We start from the raw sequence: 14,423 nt of genomic DNA, 5'->3' as shown, positions 1-14,423 counted from the left end.
CTCCGGGGGCATGGACATCAGCGGGAGCATCCGGCCTGCGGTGGGTTCGATTTCAAGAGCTCGCAGGCCGTCAGAGCGCAGCCGAGGCCCGCACAGGCCGCTTCGAAGCTGGGGAAGCAGCAGCCGGCGGCGAAGACCTCGCTGCCGACGCAGTCGACGAAGTGCTGAACAGGTCGGGCCGGAGCAGCGCATCGTGCCGGCTTGGTGGGCGACGGGAGATCCGCGCTGGGCGCGTGACCGGAAGCAGGGCTCTGGTCGGGCTCGGACGTCGGCGCGCCGCCGGTCGCGGGCTCGGGCCCTCGGGCCGGCCCCTGCTCGGGGGCCGGCTCGGGGTCGGGCCCCCGCTCCGCGTGCGAGCCAGGCCCTCGGCCAGGCGGAGCGTCCGGAGTCGCGGCCGAGGTCGTCGGGCTCGGCGTGCTCGTGCAGTGGGCGAGGAGCAGAAGAAGCGAGAGCGACCGTCCGAGAGCGAGCGCCTGGAACGATGCGATCTTCCGCGTCATCGAGGGAGCATCGCACGATGGCCTGCGCGAAACCAGGGGAGCCCGCGTCGTACGCGCGCTCGTTCAGCCGCCAGGGTGGCTCCCCGCGCCGGCGACGTCGGTCAAGGCATAGTGCCTCATCTCCTGGATGCACGCGTAGAAGGGTTTCACCTTGGCGAAGAATGACGGGAACGACGCCTCCTTGCGAAACCCCTGGAGGTGGCCTTCCAGCGAGTCCCAGCGGATGCGGACGACGAAGCTCGCCGGCTCCTCGGTGCATCGGGAGATCTCGTAGTCGAGGCAATGCACGGAGCCGCGCAGCTCCGTGGCCGCAGCGCGATAAGCGGACAGGAACGCCTGCTCTTGCTCTGCGGGGATCGTGTAGCGAATGTATTCGATGATCATGGCAGCTTCCTGGGTTGGGGGCGTCCTGGGGGCTCCGGCTCCGTGCGGCGGCACGAGCCCGCCGGAGACCAGAGATACGCGCCGGCGGATCGAACGTCGAATCGATAGCAGGCGCGCCAACACATAGGTGATGTCTATGGGTCGGCGTGGTATCCATCGACCATGCGCCTGCAGTCGGTGGACACCCACCTTGTCGTGGCCTTGCACGCTCTGCTTCAGGAGAGGAGCGTCACGCGCGCCGCGCGCCGGGTGGGCGTGACGCAGCCCTCGATGAGCCACGCGCTTTCACGGCTGCGCGCCCATTTCGGGGATCCGTTGCTCGTCCAGGTGGGCAGGCAGATGACGTTGAGCGAGCGCGCGCGGGACCTTTTGCCGAGAGCAGCCGAGGCCGTCGAGCGGCTGGAGCAGGTCTTCGGCCAGGCCGAGCGGTTCGACCCGAGGCGCTCGACCCGCACGTTCCGGCTCGTCGCGACCGACAACCTGGAGCTGCTCGTGCTCCCGCCGTTGACCAGGATCCTCGCCGCCGAGGCGCCGCACGTCAACCTGCGGTGCCGCAACATCCCGCCGGATTTCGCCGAGCTCCTGCGCCGCGGCGAGCTCGACGCCAAGCTGGGGCGCGGCGGGCCGGTGCCCGACGGATGCCGGTCCACGCAGCTCGCGGCCGAGCAGCTCGTCTGTCTGATGCGGCGGGGCCACCCGGCCTCCCGGAAGGCGCTCACGGCGGCGCGCTACGCTGCCTGCGAGCACCTGATGATCTCGCCGCACGGAGAGGACCACAACGTCATCGATCAGGAGCTGGCGGCGCGGGGGCTGCGCCGTCGGGTGACCCTGACCGTGTCGCATTTCCTCGTCGCTCCGTTCATCCTCTCCGGCTCTGACCTGCTGCTCACCGTGTCTGCGCGGGTCGCCGTGGCGCTGGCCCGGAAGCTCGATCTCGTGGTGCGTCCGTGTCCGCTCGAGGCGAGGGGCTACACCTTGACGCTCGTCTGGCCGGAACGCTGCGAGGGCGACGAGGGCCACAGCTGGCTTCGCGCCGCCATCGAGCGCGCCGTCGCGTGTGAGCCGGTCGCGGGGCTGGGCGAGGCCAGTGGGCCCCCTGCGCGAGGGCGGTGAGCAGCTTATCGCTTCCGGTCGCGGCCGCTTGGCGGCCCAGGTGTCAGGACGAGCGCCCAGCCGGATCGGCGGCTATCGCGTCATGCACCTCGTCGCGTGTCCCGGTTCCGGCGAGCAGGTGCCACCTCCGGAGCGTCGGCAGGTCGCGCATGGCTTCCACGGCGGACCGCAGCGCTGGCGGCATGGGGCCGAACCGCGCTTCGTACAGCTCGATCGTCCCCTGCGCCATCCCCTGCGCCATCCCCTGCTTGCGCCCCTGCTCGATGAACTGCTCGACGAGCTCCTGGGTGGTCATGACAAACTCCTCTTCCTCGGGCGTCGCCGGTCCGGGCTCGACGAGCGCCGCTCGGAAGCGTAGCCGAGGGCCGAGCGCGATGGCGCGCTCCGGCGCGTCTTCCGGTAGCTGGCGGAGCACCGCAAAGAGCGCGCTAATGCTTACGTGCTCGCGCGGTCCGACGTGCTTGTTTTCTGCACATGCACGATCGCTCTCGCTTTGGGGCGCGGATCGTCCTCGCCCGGCGAGCCATTGACCCGGGCGAGCGCGCCTTTGTGGCGACGTGGCCGACCCATCCCACCCTCTGAAGGGCCATGATGGTTCCCGGTTGCCACGCGGTGTGGGCCTGCGGAGACACCCACCCCCTGCGCGGCGCGGCCTTTCCTGACATCGTTCTGCGGCACGCGTCGTGCTGTTTCGGGCCGGCATGCCGCGCCCCCGACTCGCCACGTCGATCGCTTTGCTTGCGCTGATCTCCGGCTGCGCCGCCCGCCCGCAGTCGGCTCTTCCCGTTGCCCTCGACGTCCCGCCTTCGCCTGCCCCGCGTTCGTCCGAGTCCAAGGGCGCTGAGGGCGCCGCGCTCGGTGGGGAGCTCCTCGTCTGGGGCCGCACGGGCGATGGGCCGCCGAGGACATGGCACCTCACCGAGGAAGGCGCGGTGATCCGCGAGGAACCGGGGATCGTCGTGGCGACCGGTCGAGGGGAGTGGCGCTGGGAGGTGCGCGAGGTGAAGGTGGAGACCTCGGCCTGCGAGTTCGGGCCCGACGAGACGCGCGAGCCGGGCGAGGGCACCGCGAGCCGCGCGGAGCTCGTGCTGCGCGGGACGGGCGCGCGCCAGCAGGTGATCGCGCCGTCGGACGCGGATGGGAGCAACGTGATCCAGCACGAGGCGGAGGCGATCGGGAGCGTCGGGCCGTACCTGTTCATCGAGGAGCGGACGTACACCTACGCGTGCGGCGCACACGGCTTCGTGGGCGTGGGGTTCACGGTGTGGGACGCCGACAAGGGGGCGATCGTCAACCTGCTCGCCGAGGTGTCCGGCGTGCCGGCGCTGCAGGGCGAGGCCGAGGCGCTCCTCGACGAAGACGAGGACGACCCGGAGGCCGCCCGGCAAGAGCGGGATGCGCCGGAGCTCGTGCAGATCGCGCCGGCCTACGACGCGCGGGGGGCGCTCCGGGTGACCGCGAAGCTCGCGCGCGCTGCGTGTTATGCCTGCGGCGACGGCGCGTGGAGCTCTTACTCGCGCTCGGCGGTGGTGCCCGCCAAGAAGGCGCCGGAGCGCCTCGCGGCGTGGGCGTCCCCGCCGCCCGGCCTGCAGAGCTTCCTGGCGGAGCACCCGGACGTCAACGTCGGCGGCTGGTCGCGGGCCGGCCGGGAGGAGTGAGGCGAGCGAGCCCCGCTGGCGGCGGGCCGGCCCCGGCGCGCGCCCGTAGCGATGTGCTTGTACACAGGTGGCCAAGTAAGCAGGAGAGCTCAACGACGCCGCGGCAGCTGTAGCAGGAAGTGGTCGACCTCGGGGCCTTCGATCGATCTAGCGCGATAGTAGCCACGGAGCGGGCCTTTGCACTCGATCCACGCGCTGTCCCTCACCTGGCATTCTTTCGTGAGACATCGCTGCTTGTACTGTTCTCGCCAGTCGCCGTTTTGCGCTTTGCTGATCATCACCGCCGCCAGCGCGGTCGTGGAGTCGTCTTTGTAGTCCAATACTTGTTGGTGAATCCTGAAATCACGAGCCCAGCGCTTGACTTCAATGATCGCATGCTCGGACGGAAAATCGTCGTGCGTCGCTCTGACGTCGGCGAATCCCGTACTGCGCCTGTCCTCGCGTACGGCCTTCCACCCCCGGGAAATCAGGTTGGATGTGATGAGCGCAGAGAACAGCTTCTCCTGCACGAGCTCGCCGCCTTGCCTGAACATGTCGAGCGCCATGGAGCGCACCACGACGAGGATGTCGAGCAGGTCGGCGATGAGCTGCTTCCGGAGCGTCGGCTTGCTCTTGCGGGCGCGCCGAGGCTCAAAGTTGAGGATGCTGGGGATCGTTGTGACGAGGATGGGATCGGCGTCGGCGGCCGACAAAACCCGGATTAGGCCTGCGGACTGGAGCAGATGGAGGATGTCGAGGATCTCGAACTGAAGCGGGTTCTCCTCAGTTGCAAATATTTCATCCACCTTTCGTCGGCGGAGCTTGCCGCCGCCTCGCAAGATGACGTCCCAGAACCTCATGGGCAGACGCGACAGCTTCACGTCCGCGATCGCTCGGCGGAAGCGGCGTACGAAATCCGGCCGCCTCTCTCTGAAGGAGCCATAGATCTCGACGACGTCCTCGATGCGAATGGATTCTCGCTCCCATAGCTCGTGGAGACCGTACTGTGCGAGGTAGGCGTTTCCTCCCGAGTGCAGCAGGAGATGATCGATGATCTCGTCATCGACCATGATACCCATTCTCTCCCAGAGAGGTGAAGATAACGCGCGTAGCTCGTCTCGCGTGAACGCCGGCATGATGAACCGGCGCGCGCGTGAGAGGAAGGGGGAGGCCAACGATTCCCCTATGTCGAAGATCCCTAGGCCTCCCGTGGCGAAGACCTTGAGACGGGCGGATCGCGCCTTTCTGGCGCTCTCGATCCGCTTGAACCACTCTCGCCCGAAGCCCGACGGATCAACGTAGTCGTTCAGCTCATCGTAGAGCAGGACGAGTACATGCGGATCTGACTTCACGTCATTCTGGTACCTCTCGATAACCTTGAGAGGCTCGGCGAGCAGATAGAGATCTTGGCGCAGAGGCTCGAGCCTGCCTTGTTCGACGGGGACATCCACAAGGAGCGCATCAACCAGCTTCCGGCAGAGCGCATCGATGGTCCTGAACATCGGTGGCTCGCGGAAAAAGAGCGACTGGACGCCCGGGATACCTTGGAGCTGTTTGTGCAGCTGGGCGAGGAAGACGCTCTTACCCACGCCCCAGCTGCCGAGTAGGTATCCAAGCCCTCCTCCCGACATCAGCTCCTGCTGTACGTCGCGCAGCAGGTGGGTGCGCGGCACGACGACTTCGATATCCTCACCCAAGCGATAGGGGTTGTGCTCATGCGCCATGGCGCGCCCTCCGCCGCTGCACCGCACGCGTGCGCACTGGCGGCGCGTGGGCGCCACGCGGTCGGAGCGCTTCCGGGATCCGAGGCATCTCGGCGCTGCCGGTCAGCAGGCCATAGCGCTGGAGATGCTTCGCCGCGCTTCCCTCCCAGCCGCCGTGCGCCGCGACGACCTTACCCGGGTCCTTGATGCTCGGTGCGGTGAGCTCCTGAAAGAGCCCCAGCGCTGGCGGCGAAGATCTCGCTAGCAAGGCGCGAACCTCGCGTCCGGCCTCGAGTACCAGAGCACGCTGCCGGACCAACATCGCGGCTTCGGCGCAGAGAACATCCGTGTGCACGACGTGCCGGCTATCAGGCTGATCGCGCTTCACCACTTCGAGCAGGGCCGAGCCGTACTGCCGTAGTAGCACCGGGAATCCGCCGGTTGACGCCCAAGCGGCTTCCTTCGTCATCGACCCGACGGTGAGACCTACTCGGAGGCATAGGCGCGTGAGAAGATCGTCGCTCTCGTCGCGTCGAAGCGGGCCCAGCCAGGAGATTTCGCAGTAGGAGCGCAAGGGGTTGTCTGCCGCTCCGCGGTCGGAGCGCAGGAGCGGTCCTGGGTCTCGTCCGACCAAGGCAAGCGAGACGCGCCGAGTGCGCCGCGCGATTCGACGTAGCCGCTCGAAGAGCCTCTCGATGCGCCATATGCCGTGCTCGCCGAGGTGGTCCTCGAAGAGCAGATCGCATTCATCAAGGATGAAGCAGATAGGCAGAGGCTGGATGGCGAGCGCGAGTTGGAGCAGGCGCTCGAAGTCGTCCAGCAGATCGGCCTGACGCTCGGGCAAGACAGCGTGGGGGGCTGCCCGAAGGAGCCGATCGCGCAACTGTTCGACCATGACGAAGAGCAGCTTGTCGAGCCCGTGTCCTGCGGGATGCTGCACATCGGCGATGTTCTGCACGTCCAGCGCGACCACCAGCGCCTGAACCAGCGCACCCTCCTCGGGCGCGGGCGTGAAGTGAATGAGCGCCTGCGGGGCACCGACGGGATCGAAGCGCTCCGCCACGGCCTGAAGGAGCGAGGATTTGCCGACCTTGCTCAGCCCGAAGAGGCCCACGGCGTCACCGCGGAGGAGGTGCGACGAGAGGCGCGAGATCTCATCCTCACGGCCCATCAAGGCGCGTCCGTGGACGGGATCGACGCGGCTAAAAAGGTCGAAGTCGCGCGCATGTAGGCGGATCGACTCGATGAGTGGTGGAAGCACATTCTCCACGGGAACCCAGGGGATCCGCTGCCCCCAAGGACCAGGCAGAAACGGGAGGCGCTCGGTGAGGTCCCTGCGCTCGGTTGCGATGAGCAGCAGATCGGGATCGATCTCGCCGGCACCTGCAGCATACTCGGCCGCTCGGAGGATGTCTCGACCGTCGAAGCCCCCGGTAGCTGCCAGGATCCGTAGCTCGGGCGCTAGCGCGAACGTCTCGCGGAGCTGTGCCGACGCGCGTGCCTGGATGAGCCATGTGGTGCTGAGCTCGTTCAAAGGCTCAATCTTGACCGGTGCGCAGCCGTCTCTCTGCAGGCGGTCGAGCATGTCCTTGCCCCAAGGGACTCGCTGGACGAACAGTGCTTCGTGGCGCGCGAGCCGTTGCTCGGCGGTCTCGGACACCTCGTCGGGCAGTGTCAGATCGATAGCGCCTGCGAGCGTCTTGAACGCCGGGAGGAAATCGTCCTTCACCCCGGTAAGGGAGGCCCACGTGAAGACGTCCTGGAGGCTGCACGCCAAATCGGCTCCCGCAGCAGCGAGGAACTCGGCGACCCGGCGTGGCTCAACGCCGTTCTGCGTGAGGTGGTGCGCTGCCAAGCAGACGAGCCACGGCTCGGTGGCGATCGGGGGAACGGCGCGCTTCAACGCATCTTTCAAGGCATCCCCGAAGACGGTGGGCATGAATGCGAAGCACGTCGCCACGAGCTTTTTTGTTGAGTCGGAAGGATCGGCAGCCGCGGTCAACCACAGGCGTCGAACTGCATCGTAGATAGTCCAGAAGAACGCGTTGAGGCCTGCTCCAGGCCGTGCGGCGTCCTCCGCGGCCCCGAGGAACGCGCAGGCGAACAGACCGATGCGCACGAGGATGAGACTCGGCTCGTCACTGTCATCGTCCTCGTAACGGACGAGGAACTGGCTCCGGCGTCGTTGTGGTTCGAGGCGCGCATAGGCCACGCGCCATGCAGTGGCCGGGGCGGGGAGGCGCGCGAGGAGCCGAGCAAGCGGCTGCACGGCCTCATCCCAATGCGACCAGAGCGCCGCGCTCGAGAAGCCGGGGGCGCGACCGTCGAGGATCTCGACGAGCCACGCCCAGTATCCTTCCAGCTCCTCGTCGGGAGCATCGGCTGCGTCGAGCACGCGGGCAGACCCATAAAGCAGGGGAAAGGCATTGTAGCTGAGCTGCCGACGGCCCTCGCCGATGTGCGCAGGCTTCTGGAAGGAGCGGGCACGCACGGAACGTCGGGCCGAGCCATCACCGACCTCGCGCTGCGTCAGCGCCTCGCGTTCTTTCCAGAAGCGATGAAGGAAAGCCACCCGGACGCCGCTGTGTACTAAGCTTTCCACCAGCGTCTCCAACGCGAGGCTCGAGGTGGAGCCATCGCCTCCGGGTTGTCTCGCGACGTCGCTCAGATGCTGCGCCGACAAATCGGCGAGTAGCGCGCACGCGATCGTCGCGCCATCTGGGCGGGTGAGAAGCAGGCCATACGCCTCGCGCAACCATTGGGTTCGCGTGCCCTGATCGTCGAGGCGATCGGCGTGCATTCTGAGGAGCTCCGCAACGAGCAGCAGGGCAACGCTGCGGGTCCATCGACCCTCCTCATCGAACACGGGCGGAGCGGCTCGGACGAGCTCTAGGAGGAGCTCCCTATTTGAAGCGATGTCCGACAGCCAAACGGTGTTCCACATCAAGCTGGGCCATGGCAGCGCGTCGAGCCCCTCGAGCCACGCCGTTCGATCAAGCCGCAAGAGGACATCGAACTCGAACCCCCCCGCATCCTTGAGGGGGCCGTCGTACCTTCGAGCTTCCCACACGAGGAACGGATCACGCAAATTCTGCCAGTGCCGAGCCTCAGCTTCGAGCGCCTCTCGGTCGCGTGAATCCAGGCGTTCATCTGCGAGCGTGTGCGCGGTGGCAGTACACGTCGTGATGGCGGATCGCAGGGCGTCAATCCATGCGCGGTGTCGAGCCGGTTGGGCCAGTACGGCGTCGACGAACGTGTCCTCGAACGCCACGAGCGCATTACGGGGTAGGCCCTCGCTGCCATGGTACACGTGCATCAACGCCGTGACGTCGACGGGGCCTGACGAGAGATCCATTGCGGCGCGCCTGAGCACAGCAGTGCGTTCATCGCCTTCGGTCGGCGCTCGCTGCTTCTCTGTCGCCTTGTCGAGCCACGGCGCGCTCATGAGCCCTTCTCCTGCGGCGTCGAGCTGATCGGTGATTTTATGATTCGAGATGCGTGCCGCTCGTGGAGCCACGAAGCGAGTTCCTCTGCGTCGTTCCAGGCTTGGCGGAGCTTGTCACGCACGAGTTCCGGGTGCGAGAGCGAGATGATCATGGTGCCGCGCGATGCGAACTCATTGAAGGATGAGCCTAGGAGCCAAATGCGGTCGTCCACCACTAGAAAGCGATCGTGGATGACCGGGCGTTCGCCTGGCATGACGCGGATCTTGAACGTGTTGATATCCTTCTGCGTCGCCAAGTTCTCGATTTCTGCGTGGAGTACGTCCCCCTTCTCCATGTTGTTTGAGGAAGGGTCCATCGCTTTGAGCACTTCGGCGGATGTGAGGATCGAGATCGGTGCGTCGATCTGTCCTACGGCCAGGGCAAATCTGACCAGCTCTGGGCGGGCGAAGTAGGGGTCGATGATGAGGACCTCTCTCGTCGCCTCATTGAGGAGGCTCCGGAGGATGTCAGTCGCCTCCTGGACGTCATCGTCGAACAATCGCTCGCTCAGGCTTCGGACTGCATCCTGCGCCTTGCGGGCGCGCTGTGCAGCCCAAATGCGCGATTCGGCTCCGGGGACATGCGGCCCCCGTGCCGAGCCGATCTTGATGGTTTGGCCTTCGGTCCTGCGTGTAGCAACCTCATACTCCTCGGCGGCTCGTCGGGGCGTGGCGGGAACCGGGACAACACGCTTGCGGTTTTCGCCTATAGAGAGGTTTCCGGTTACGCTAGCCAGGACGACGGTGTGGCGCGTGTGGAGTAGGCCGCGAAGCGGATCGTGAATCGTCTCTCGGAATCTTCCGATTCTATGTCTGAACGTCACGCGGACGAGAGGCGCTTCGAGGGCGACCCTCGCCGTGGAGCACTCACCCGAAGCCCGCTGCTCGTCGACGGCGAGCTCCAGGCCGGTAAGGTCCTTTCCCGCTCGTGGATGCAGGCGGTAGAGCATCCGGCCGATGTGCTCCGTGCTCGCCGACAGCCGTCTCCCCTCCATCTTCCGGAAGCGTGGGTTGGGTGCCATGAGGTGTACCGAGCCCCAGAGTTCCGGGTAGTCGTCCAAATCGAAGTGAAGCCGCTCCGACAGGAACTCGACCGCGTTGCGGCACTCGTTTTCACGTGGCCAGAGCGTCTTTAAGTCGAAGTCGATCAAGGGAATCATGTGGTGCATACGTGGCTGCCCGTGCCACGTGGGGACGAAAGGCGCTTCCTGTTGTTGCTCCACTGCAAGCGCAAGGCTCGGCCATGGGGGCTCTTCCCCGAGATCGAGCAGCCGCAGTCGTCGTGCTTGCTCGTCGCCTGGAGCCGGAAGCGTTCCATCGTCCGTCGGTAGCACCGCGTCCCCGCGTCGGCAGCGAAGATACCACTCCAGTGCTCGTCCGGCGGGCATCACGGTGTGGCGCACGTACACGCGGCGTTCGCTCCTTCTGAGCTCACGGACCTGCTCGCCGTCGTCGGTTGGCGGCGGCACTTCCGCAGGGAGGAGCTCGACCAGCCCGAATAGCAGCACCCGTTCCTTGGTTCGTTTATGCAGGTCCCACGCGAGGTGGACGACCGCGTCGCCGTAGTCGCTCTCGAGCGTTGCGAGCGGATGGGACGGCTGGGCGGTCACTTCCTGGATTGCCATATCCGCTTGCATCATGAGCCGGCGGCGGCCGGACGCGCAACCAGCGCGGCGCGCGGCGCGCCGCGGTCCCGGCCCCGCGTCAGAGCAGGTCGTCGAGGTCGTCCATCGCCTGCGACAGGTCCTCGCTCATCTCCTTCAGCTTCTCGCGGTCCTTCTCCAGGAGCACCGCCTGCGCCGCGCGGGCCTTGTCCCCGAGCTTCCGCGCGGCGAGCACGTTCTCGAGCAGGTACCGCCGCTCGGTCGCGCCGAGCGCCCCGAACGCGCGCCGCAGGACCGGGAGCGTGTCCTTGAAGCGCTCGGGAAGGATGCCCCCGAGGAACGCGTCGAGCGCCTCGACCACGGGGCGGCTCTTCACGAGCACGAGCGCGTTCACCTCGAGGAAGCCGGCCAGGAACGACGCCGCCGCCTCGGGCGGGGCCGCGCTCCCGAGCCGCAGGCCGACGATCCGCGCCACCTCGGCATCATCGATCACCTGCGCCAGGTAGAGCAGCCCGCACGCGAGGCCCGACGCCGTGGGGTTCACCGCGTCGCTGTCCACGAGCGCCCGCGCCGCCTCGAACCACGCGGCGCGGTCGACGATCGGCTGCGACAGGGCCACGTCGTGCAGCGTGCGCAGCGCCTCCTTGGCCGGGGCGACCGCCTCGTCGCTGCCCGTGCAGCCGCCGTGGACGCGCAGGACCGCGCGCGCGAACGTCTTCTCCAGCATCGTCGCGATCACCCCGTCGCCGAGCGACGACAGCGAGCGCGACGACCCGAACGACGCGAGCCCCGCGAAGGCGCGGCACGCCCGGGCGAGCGACGGCAGATCGCTGTCGCCCGCGGCGAACCGGTCGCACGCGTCGAGCGCCGAGGCCGCCGCGCGGGCGCTCGACGCGAGCACGGCGTTCAGCAGCACGTCGGCGGCCTCGCCGGTGGTGTGGCACGCCGCGAGGTCCTCCTCGAGCAGCCGCGTCGCCACCTGCTCCAGCGTGTCACCGAGGACGATCTTCTCGACGAGCGCCACGTCGGTCGCCGGCGTCCACTGCGCCTCCCACGTCTCGCTCAGCTGCCGGAGCAGCTCGTCCGGCGGCACCTCGCTCGCCGCCTGCCCGCGCCGCTGCCCGCGAGCGCCCGCGCCGCCGCGCCCGGCCGCCCGGGTGCCGGCGTACGCCGCGTAAGGGATCTTCGCGATGCGGAGCCGGTGCAGGAGCACGCTCGTGCCGACCTCGACCTCGTTCGTGAGCGACAGCCGGAACGACTCGGGCGCGTCGGTGGCGGGGAGCCTGCGCTCGCGCACCTCGCGCCAGAACTCCTCCTGGAGCGAGTTCTTCCCGATGCCGCCCCCGACGCGGCCCACGTTGCGCCCGATGACGGCCGGCCAGAGGAAGCCGTCGACGTGCGTGGCGTCGCCGCGGCACATCGTGGCGATCGTCGCCTCGCGCACCTCGTCGAGGCCGGGCTCCGCCTTGCCGCGGAGCTCGGCGAGCGAGACCGCGAGGCGGAAGGCCTCGATGGTGTCGGCGAGCGAGGCCATGAAGCCGCGGAGGCGGAGGTGCTCCGTGAAGTCGATAAGCACCTCGAGGGTGGCGCGCCGGAAGTCGCCGCCCGCGTCGTGCGCGCGCTGGTAGTACTGCGGCGCCCGGTTGCCCGCGCCGTAGCCGAGCTGCTCGGAGAGCCGCGGAAAGCTGAACGGGATGAGCGTCACGGCGCACGGGATCGGCGCCGGCAGCCGCGCCTCCAGCGCCGGATCGACGTCGCGCGCCGCGAACGCCGCCGCGTGCGCCGCGCCGAGCACGGCCGCGACCTCGTTCGGGGCGAGGTCCGGCCCCATGCGCTCGAGGATGCTCCGCGCCATGTAGGCGTCGCGCGCCCGGTGGATCAGCCGGTCCCCGTCGCTGCGCACGAGGTCCGCGTACGCGAGCAGGGCCTCGCGGAACGGCCCGGGATCGTAGCGGGGCGCCTCGAACGAGGCCTCCCAGAACTCCTCGAACGAGCGGAAGCCCCGGGCGCGCGCGCACGCCGCATAGATGCTCTCCTGCTCCCCCTCCGCGCTGGCGGGCCCGCCGTCGCCGCCGTCCCCTGCGCCGCCGTCATCCGCGTGCTCGCCGTGCTCGCCGTGCTCGCCGTGTTCACCGTGCTCGCCGCCGCGGTCCTCGTCGATCTCGCGCTCGTGGCCGCCCGGATCGTCGGCGTCGTCGTGGCCGACCAGGGCGCCGTCGAAGGGCGCGAGCGTCGTGCCGACGGGGATGTCGATGAGCTCGACGCGCACGCCGTGCTCGAAGGCCCATTTCACCGCGACGTACTCGGGCGAGTAGGCGGCGAACGGCCACAGGGACGACGCGGGCTCCCCGTCGGTGCGGTAGCCGAGGATCGCCACGGGCGGGACGGTCTTCGGGTCGACGAGCGCCTCGAGGAGCGAGGTGGCGTCGCTCGGGCCCTCGACGAAGATCGCCTTCGGGCGCACCTCGTCGAGGTAGGCGCGCAGCGTCGCGCTGGAGCGCGGCGAGTGGTGGCGCACCGGGAAGAGGTGGACGGCGGCGAGCCGGTCGAGGTCCATCGGATCCCTTCCGTCAGATCGCGAGGCGCTTCTTGGCGGAGGCGTAGAACTCCTTCCAGAGCCCTGCGCGGCCCTTGGCCACGGTCTCGCAGTACTCGCGGACGGCCTTGAGGTCGTCGCCGCCCTCCTTGCTCACGGCGCCGAGCAGCGAGCGGGAGAGGTCGTCGGCGGTCACCTTCCCGGTGCCGAAGTGCTGCGCGAGGATGCCGCTGTTGAAGAGCACGCTGATGGCCTCCGCGGTCGACAGGACGGAGCCCGGGGTCTTCACCTTGGTCTTGCCGTCCTTGGTGACGCCGGCGCGGAGCTCCTGGAAGAGCGTGACGAGCAGCTTGGCGAGCTCGGCGGGCGGCTCGACGCCGACCTGGTAGTCGCCGCGGAGCTCGGCCTCGCGCTTCTGCACGATGCTGATCTCCTGCTCGAGGTCGTCGACGACGGGGACGGTGATGAAGTTGAAGCGGCGCTTCAGCGCGGCGCTCATCTCGTTGACGCCGCGGTCGCGGGTGTTGGCGGTGGCGATGAGGTTGAAGCCGCGCTGCGCGGGGACGACCTGGTCGAGCTCGGGGACGGCGATCTGCTTCTCGGACAGGATGGAGATGAGCGCGTCCTGGATCTCCGACGAGGTGCGGGTGATCTCCTCGAAGCGCGCGAAGCGCCCGTCGCGCATGGCGCGGAGGATGGGCGAGGGCACGAGCGCCTTCTGCGAGGGCCCTTCGGCGAGGAGCAGGGCGTAGTTCCAGCCGTATTTGACGTGCTCCTCGCTTGTGCCCGCGGTGCCCTGGACGACGAGGGCGCTCGTGCCGCTGATGGCGGCGGAGAGGTGCTCGGAGAGCCAGCTCTTGGCGGTGCCCGGCTCGCCGACGAGCATGAGCGCGCGGTCGGAGGCGAGCGTCGCGAGCGCGACCTGCACGAGGGCGCGATCGCCGATGTACTTGGGGGTGATCGCGACGCCGCCGACGGGTTTGTCGCTGCCGAGGATGTACGTCTCGACGGCCCTCGGCGAGAGGCGCCACCCGGGCGGCCTGGGCGCCGTGTCGTTGGCGGCGAGGGCCGCGAGCTCGTGTTCGTACTTGGTCTCGGCGGGCTGGCGGAGGTCGCTCATGGGTGGCGCAGGAGGTTACCGCAGAACGGGGCGAGGCGTCCCTCCGAGGAGATCAGCGGCCGGCGCGCTGCGCGGCTCGCGGCGTCTGTGGCTCCCGTGGGGGCGGTCGCTGCCGCGCGGGCCATCCGCGCCGGGAGGTGCGCGCCGGCCCGCACGAGCTGGTTGACGAGCCAGTTGCCGTCGTCGTTCTCCAGCGAGAAGGCGCTGGGGTTCACCGGGCACGAGCGCGACGACGAGCTCGGGCTCGCGGACATGACTCGGTCTCCGTTCGCTTGCCGGCAAGGCGCAGAACGGCGCGCCGGGGCTCCGGGAGCGAGGCCTCTATTGGCCGGCAAGTCGGTC

The 14,423-nt window shown here is 68.5% G+C and carries 11 protein-coding genes; 2 read left to right on the top strand and 9 right to left on the bottom strand.

All coding sequences use genetic code 11. The features are described from left to right. Nucleotides 1-17 precede the first annotated feature (17 nt). Both WME97_RS41970 and WME97_RS41965 read right to left on the bottom strand, forming a co-directional pair. A complete protein-coding gene (locus WME97_RS41970; RefSeq protein ID WP_437546260.1) occupies nucleotides 18-500 on the bottom strand; it encodes a hypothetical protein in 483 nt (160 codons plus the stop codon). Nucleotides 501-563: 63 nt separating this feature from the next. Continuing rightward, entirely contained in the window at nucleotides 564-884 is a 321-nt protein-coding gene (locus WME97_RS41965; RefSeq protein WP_437546259.1) for a putative quinol monooxygenase, read from the bottom strand. A 162-nt stretch (nucleotides 885-1,046) separates the two neighbouring features. On the opposite strand from WME97_RS41965, the gene WME97_RS41960 reads away from it, so the two are divergent. Next, nucleotides 1,047-1,997, top strand: a complete 951-nt coding sequence (locus WME97_RS41960) for a LysR family transcriptional regulator (RefSeq protein ID WP_437546257.1) — start codon at nucleotides 1,047-1,049, stop codon at nucleotides 1,995-1,997. A gap of 43 nt (nucleotides 1,998-2,040) precedes the next feature. Here the strand turns inward: WME97_RS41960 and WME97_RS41955 are convergent, their stop codons facing one another. Next, entirely contained in the window at nucleotides 2,041-2,292 is a 252-nt protein-coding gene (locus WME97_RS41955; RefSeq protein WP_437546256.1) for a hypothetical protein, read from the bottom strand. 406 nt (nucleotides 2,293-2,698) lie between these two features. On the opposite strand from WME97_RS41955, the gene WME97_RS41950 reads away from it, so the two are divergent. Next, complete coding sequence (locus WME97_RS41950) at nucleotides 2,699-3,655, top strand: hypothetical protein (RefSeq protein ID WP_437546254.1); 957 nt, start codon at nucleotides 2,699-2,701, stop codon at nucleotides 3,653-3,655. Between the two features lie 89 nt (nucleotides 3,656-3,744). Here WME97_RS41950 and WME97_RS41945 read toward each other — a convergent pair whose 3' ends face one another. The 6 genes from WME97_RS41945 to WME97_RS41920 form a co-directional block, all read right to left on the bottom strand. Further along, the gene (locus WME97_RS41945) at nucleotides 3,745-5,358 is read right to left on the bottom strand and encodes a hypothetical protein (RefSeq protein ID WP_437546252.1); all 1,614 of its coding nucleotides are present in this window, start codon (nucleotides 5,356-5,358) and stop codon (nucleotides 3,745-3,747) included. Then, complete coding sequence (locus WME97_RS41940; RefSeq protein WP_437546251.1) at nucleotides 5,348-8,782, bottom strand: hypothetical protein; 3,435 nt, start codon at nucleotides 8,780-8,782, stop codon at nucleotides 5,348-5,350. The genes WME97_RS41945 and WME97_RS41940 overlap by 11 nt, the downstream gene beginning before the upstream one ends. Then, nucleotides 8,779-10,446 carry a VPA1262 family N-terminal domain-containing protein gene (locus tag WME97_RS41935; protein WP_437546249.1) on the bottom strand — a complete coding sequence of 556 codons (1,668 nt, stop codon included), beginning with the start codon at nucleotides 10,444-10,446 and terminating at the stop codon, nucleotides 8,779-8,781. The genes WME97_RS41940 and WME97_RS41935 overlap by 4 nt, the downstream gene beginning before the upstream one ends. A gap of 79 nt (nucleotides 10,447-10,525) precedes the next feature. Further along, nucleotides 10,526-12,982 carry a DUF5682 family protein gene (locus tag WME97_RS41930; RefSeq protein WP_437546247.1) on the bottom strand — a complete coding sequence of 819 codons (2,457 nt, stop codon included), beginning with the start codon at nucleotides 12,980-12,982 and terminating at the stop codon, nucleotides 10,526-10,528. A gap of 13 nt (nucleotides 12,983-12,995) precedes the next feature. Continuing rightward, nucleotides 12,996-14,081 (bottom strand): ATP-binding protein, encoded by a 1,086-nt coding sequence (locus tag WME97_RS41925; protein WP_437546245.1) that lies wholly within the window; start codon nucleotides 14,079-14,081, stop codon nucleotides 12,996-12,998. Next, on the bottom strand, nucleotides 14,078-14,335 hold the full coding sequence (locus WME97_RS41920; protein ID WP_437546243.1) for a hypothetical protein: 258 nt from the start codon (nucleotides 14,333-14,335) through the stop codon (nucleotides 14,078-14,080). The genes WME97_RS41925 and WME97_RS41920 overlap by 4 nt, the downstream gene beginning before the upstream one ends. Nucleotides 14,336-14,423: the final 88 nt, after the last annotated feature.

It is taken from the genome of Sorangium sp. So ce367 (assembly GCF_051520455.1).
Taxonomy (GTDB): domain Bacteria; phylum Myxococcota_A; class Polyangia; order Polyangiales; family Polyangiaceae; genus Sorangium; species Sorangium cellulosum_B.
The sequence above is the reverse complement of the archived record's forward strand: the minus strand, read 5'-3'. Positions and strand labels throughout refer to the sequence as shown.

Excerpts from the sequence above, each read along its gene's own strand:
- WME97_RS41970 (WP_437546260.1), bottom strand. The coding sequence starts at position 500 with ATGACGCGGAAGATCGCATCGTTCCAGGCGCTCGCTCTCGGACGGTCG.
- WME97_RS41965 (WP_437546259.1), bottom strand. The coding sequence starts at position 884 with ATGATCATCGAATACATTCGCTACACGATCCCCGCAGAGCAAGAGCAG.
- WME97_RS41960 (WP_437546257.1), top strand. The coding sequence starts at position 1,047 with ATGCGCCTGCAGTCGGTGGACACCCACCTTGTCGTGGCCTTGCACGCT.
- WME97_RS41955 (WP_437546256.1), bottom strand. The coding sequence starts at position 2,292 with ATGACCACCCAGGAGCTCGTCGAGCAGTTCATCGAGCAGGGGCGCAAG.
- WME97_RS41950 (WP_437546254.1), top strand. The coding sequence starts at position 2,699 with ATGCCGCGCCCCCGACTCGCCACGTCGATCGCTTTGCTTGCGCTGATC.
- WME97_RS41945 (WP_437546252.1), bottom strand. The coding sequence starts at position 5,358 with ATGGCGCATGAGCACAACCCCTATCGCTTGGGTGAGGATATCGAAGTC.
- WME97_RS41940 (WP_437546251.1), bottom strand. The coding sequence starts at position 8,782 with ATGAGCGCGCCGTGGCTCGACAAGGCGACAGAGAAGCAGCGAGCGCCG.
- WME97_RS41935 (WP_437546249.1), bottom strand. The coding sequence starts at position 10,446 with ATGGCAATCCAGGAAGTGACCGCCCAGCCGTCCCATCCGCTCGCAACG.
- WME97_RS41930 (WP_437546247.1), bottom strand. The coding sequence starts at position 12,982 with ATGGACCTCGACCGGCTCGCCGCCGTCCACCTCTTCCCGGTGCGCCAC.
- WME97_RS41925 (WP_437546245.1), bottom strand. The coding sequence starts at position 14,081 with ATGAGCGACCTCCGCCAGCCCGCCGAGACCAAGTACGAACACGAGCTC.
- WME97_RS41920 (WP_437546243.1), bottom strand. The coding sequence starts at position 14,335 with ATGTCCGCGAGCCCGAGCTCGTCGTCGCGCTCGTGCCCGGTGAACCCC.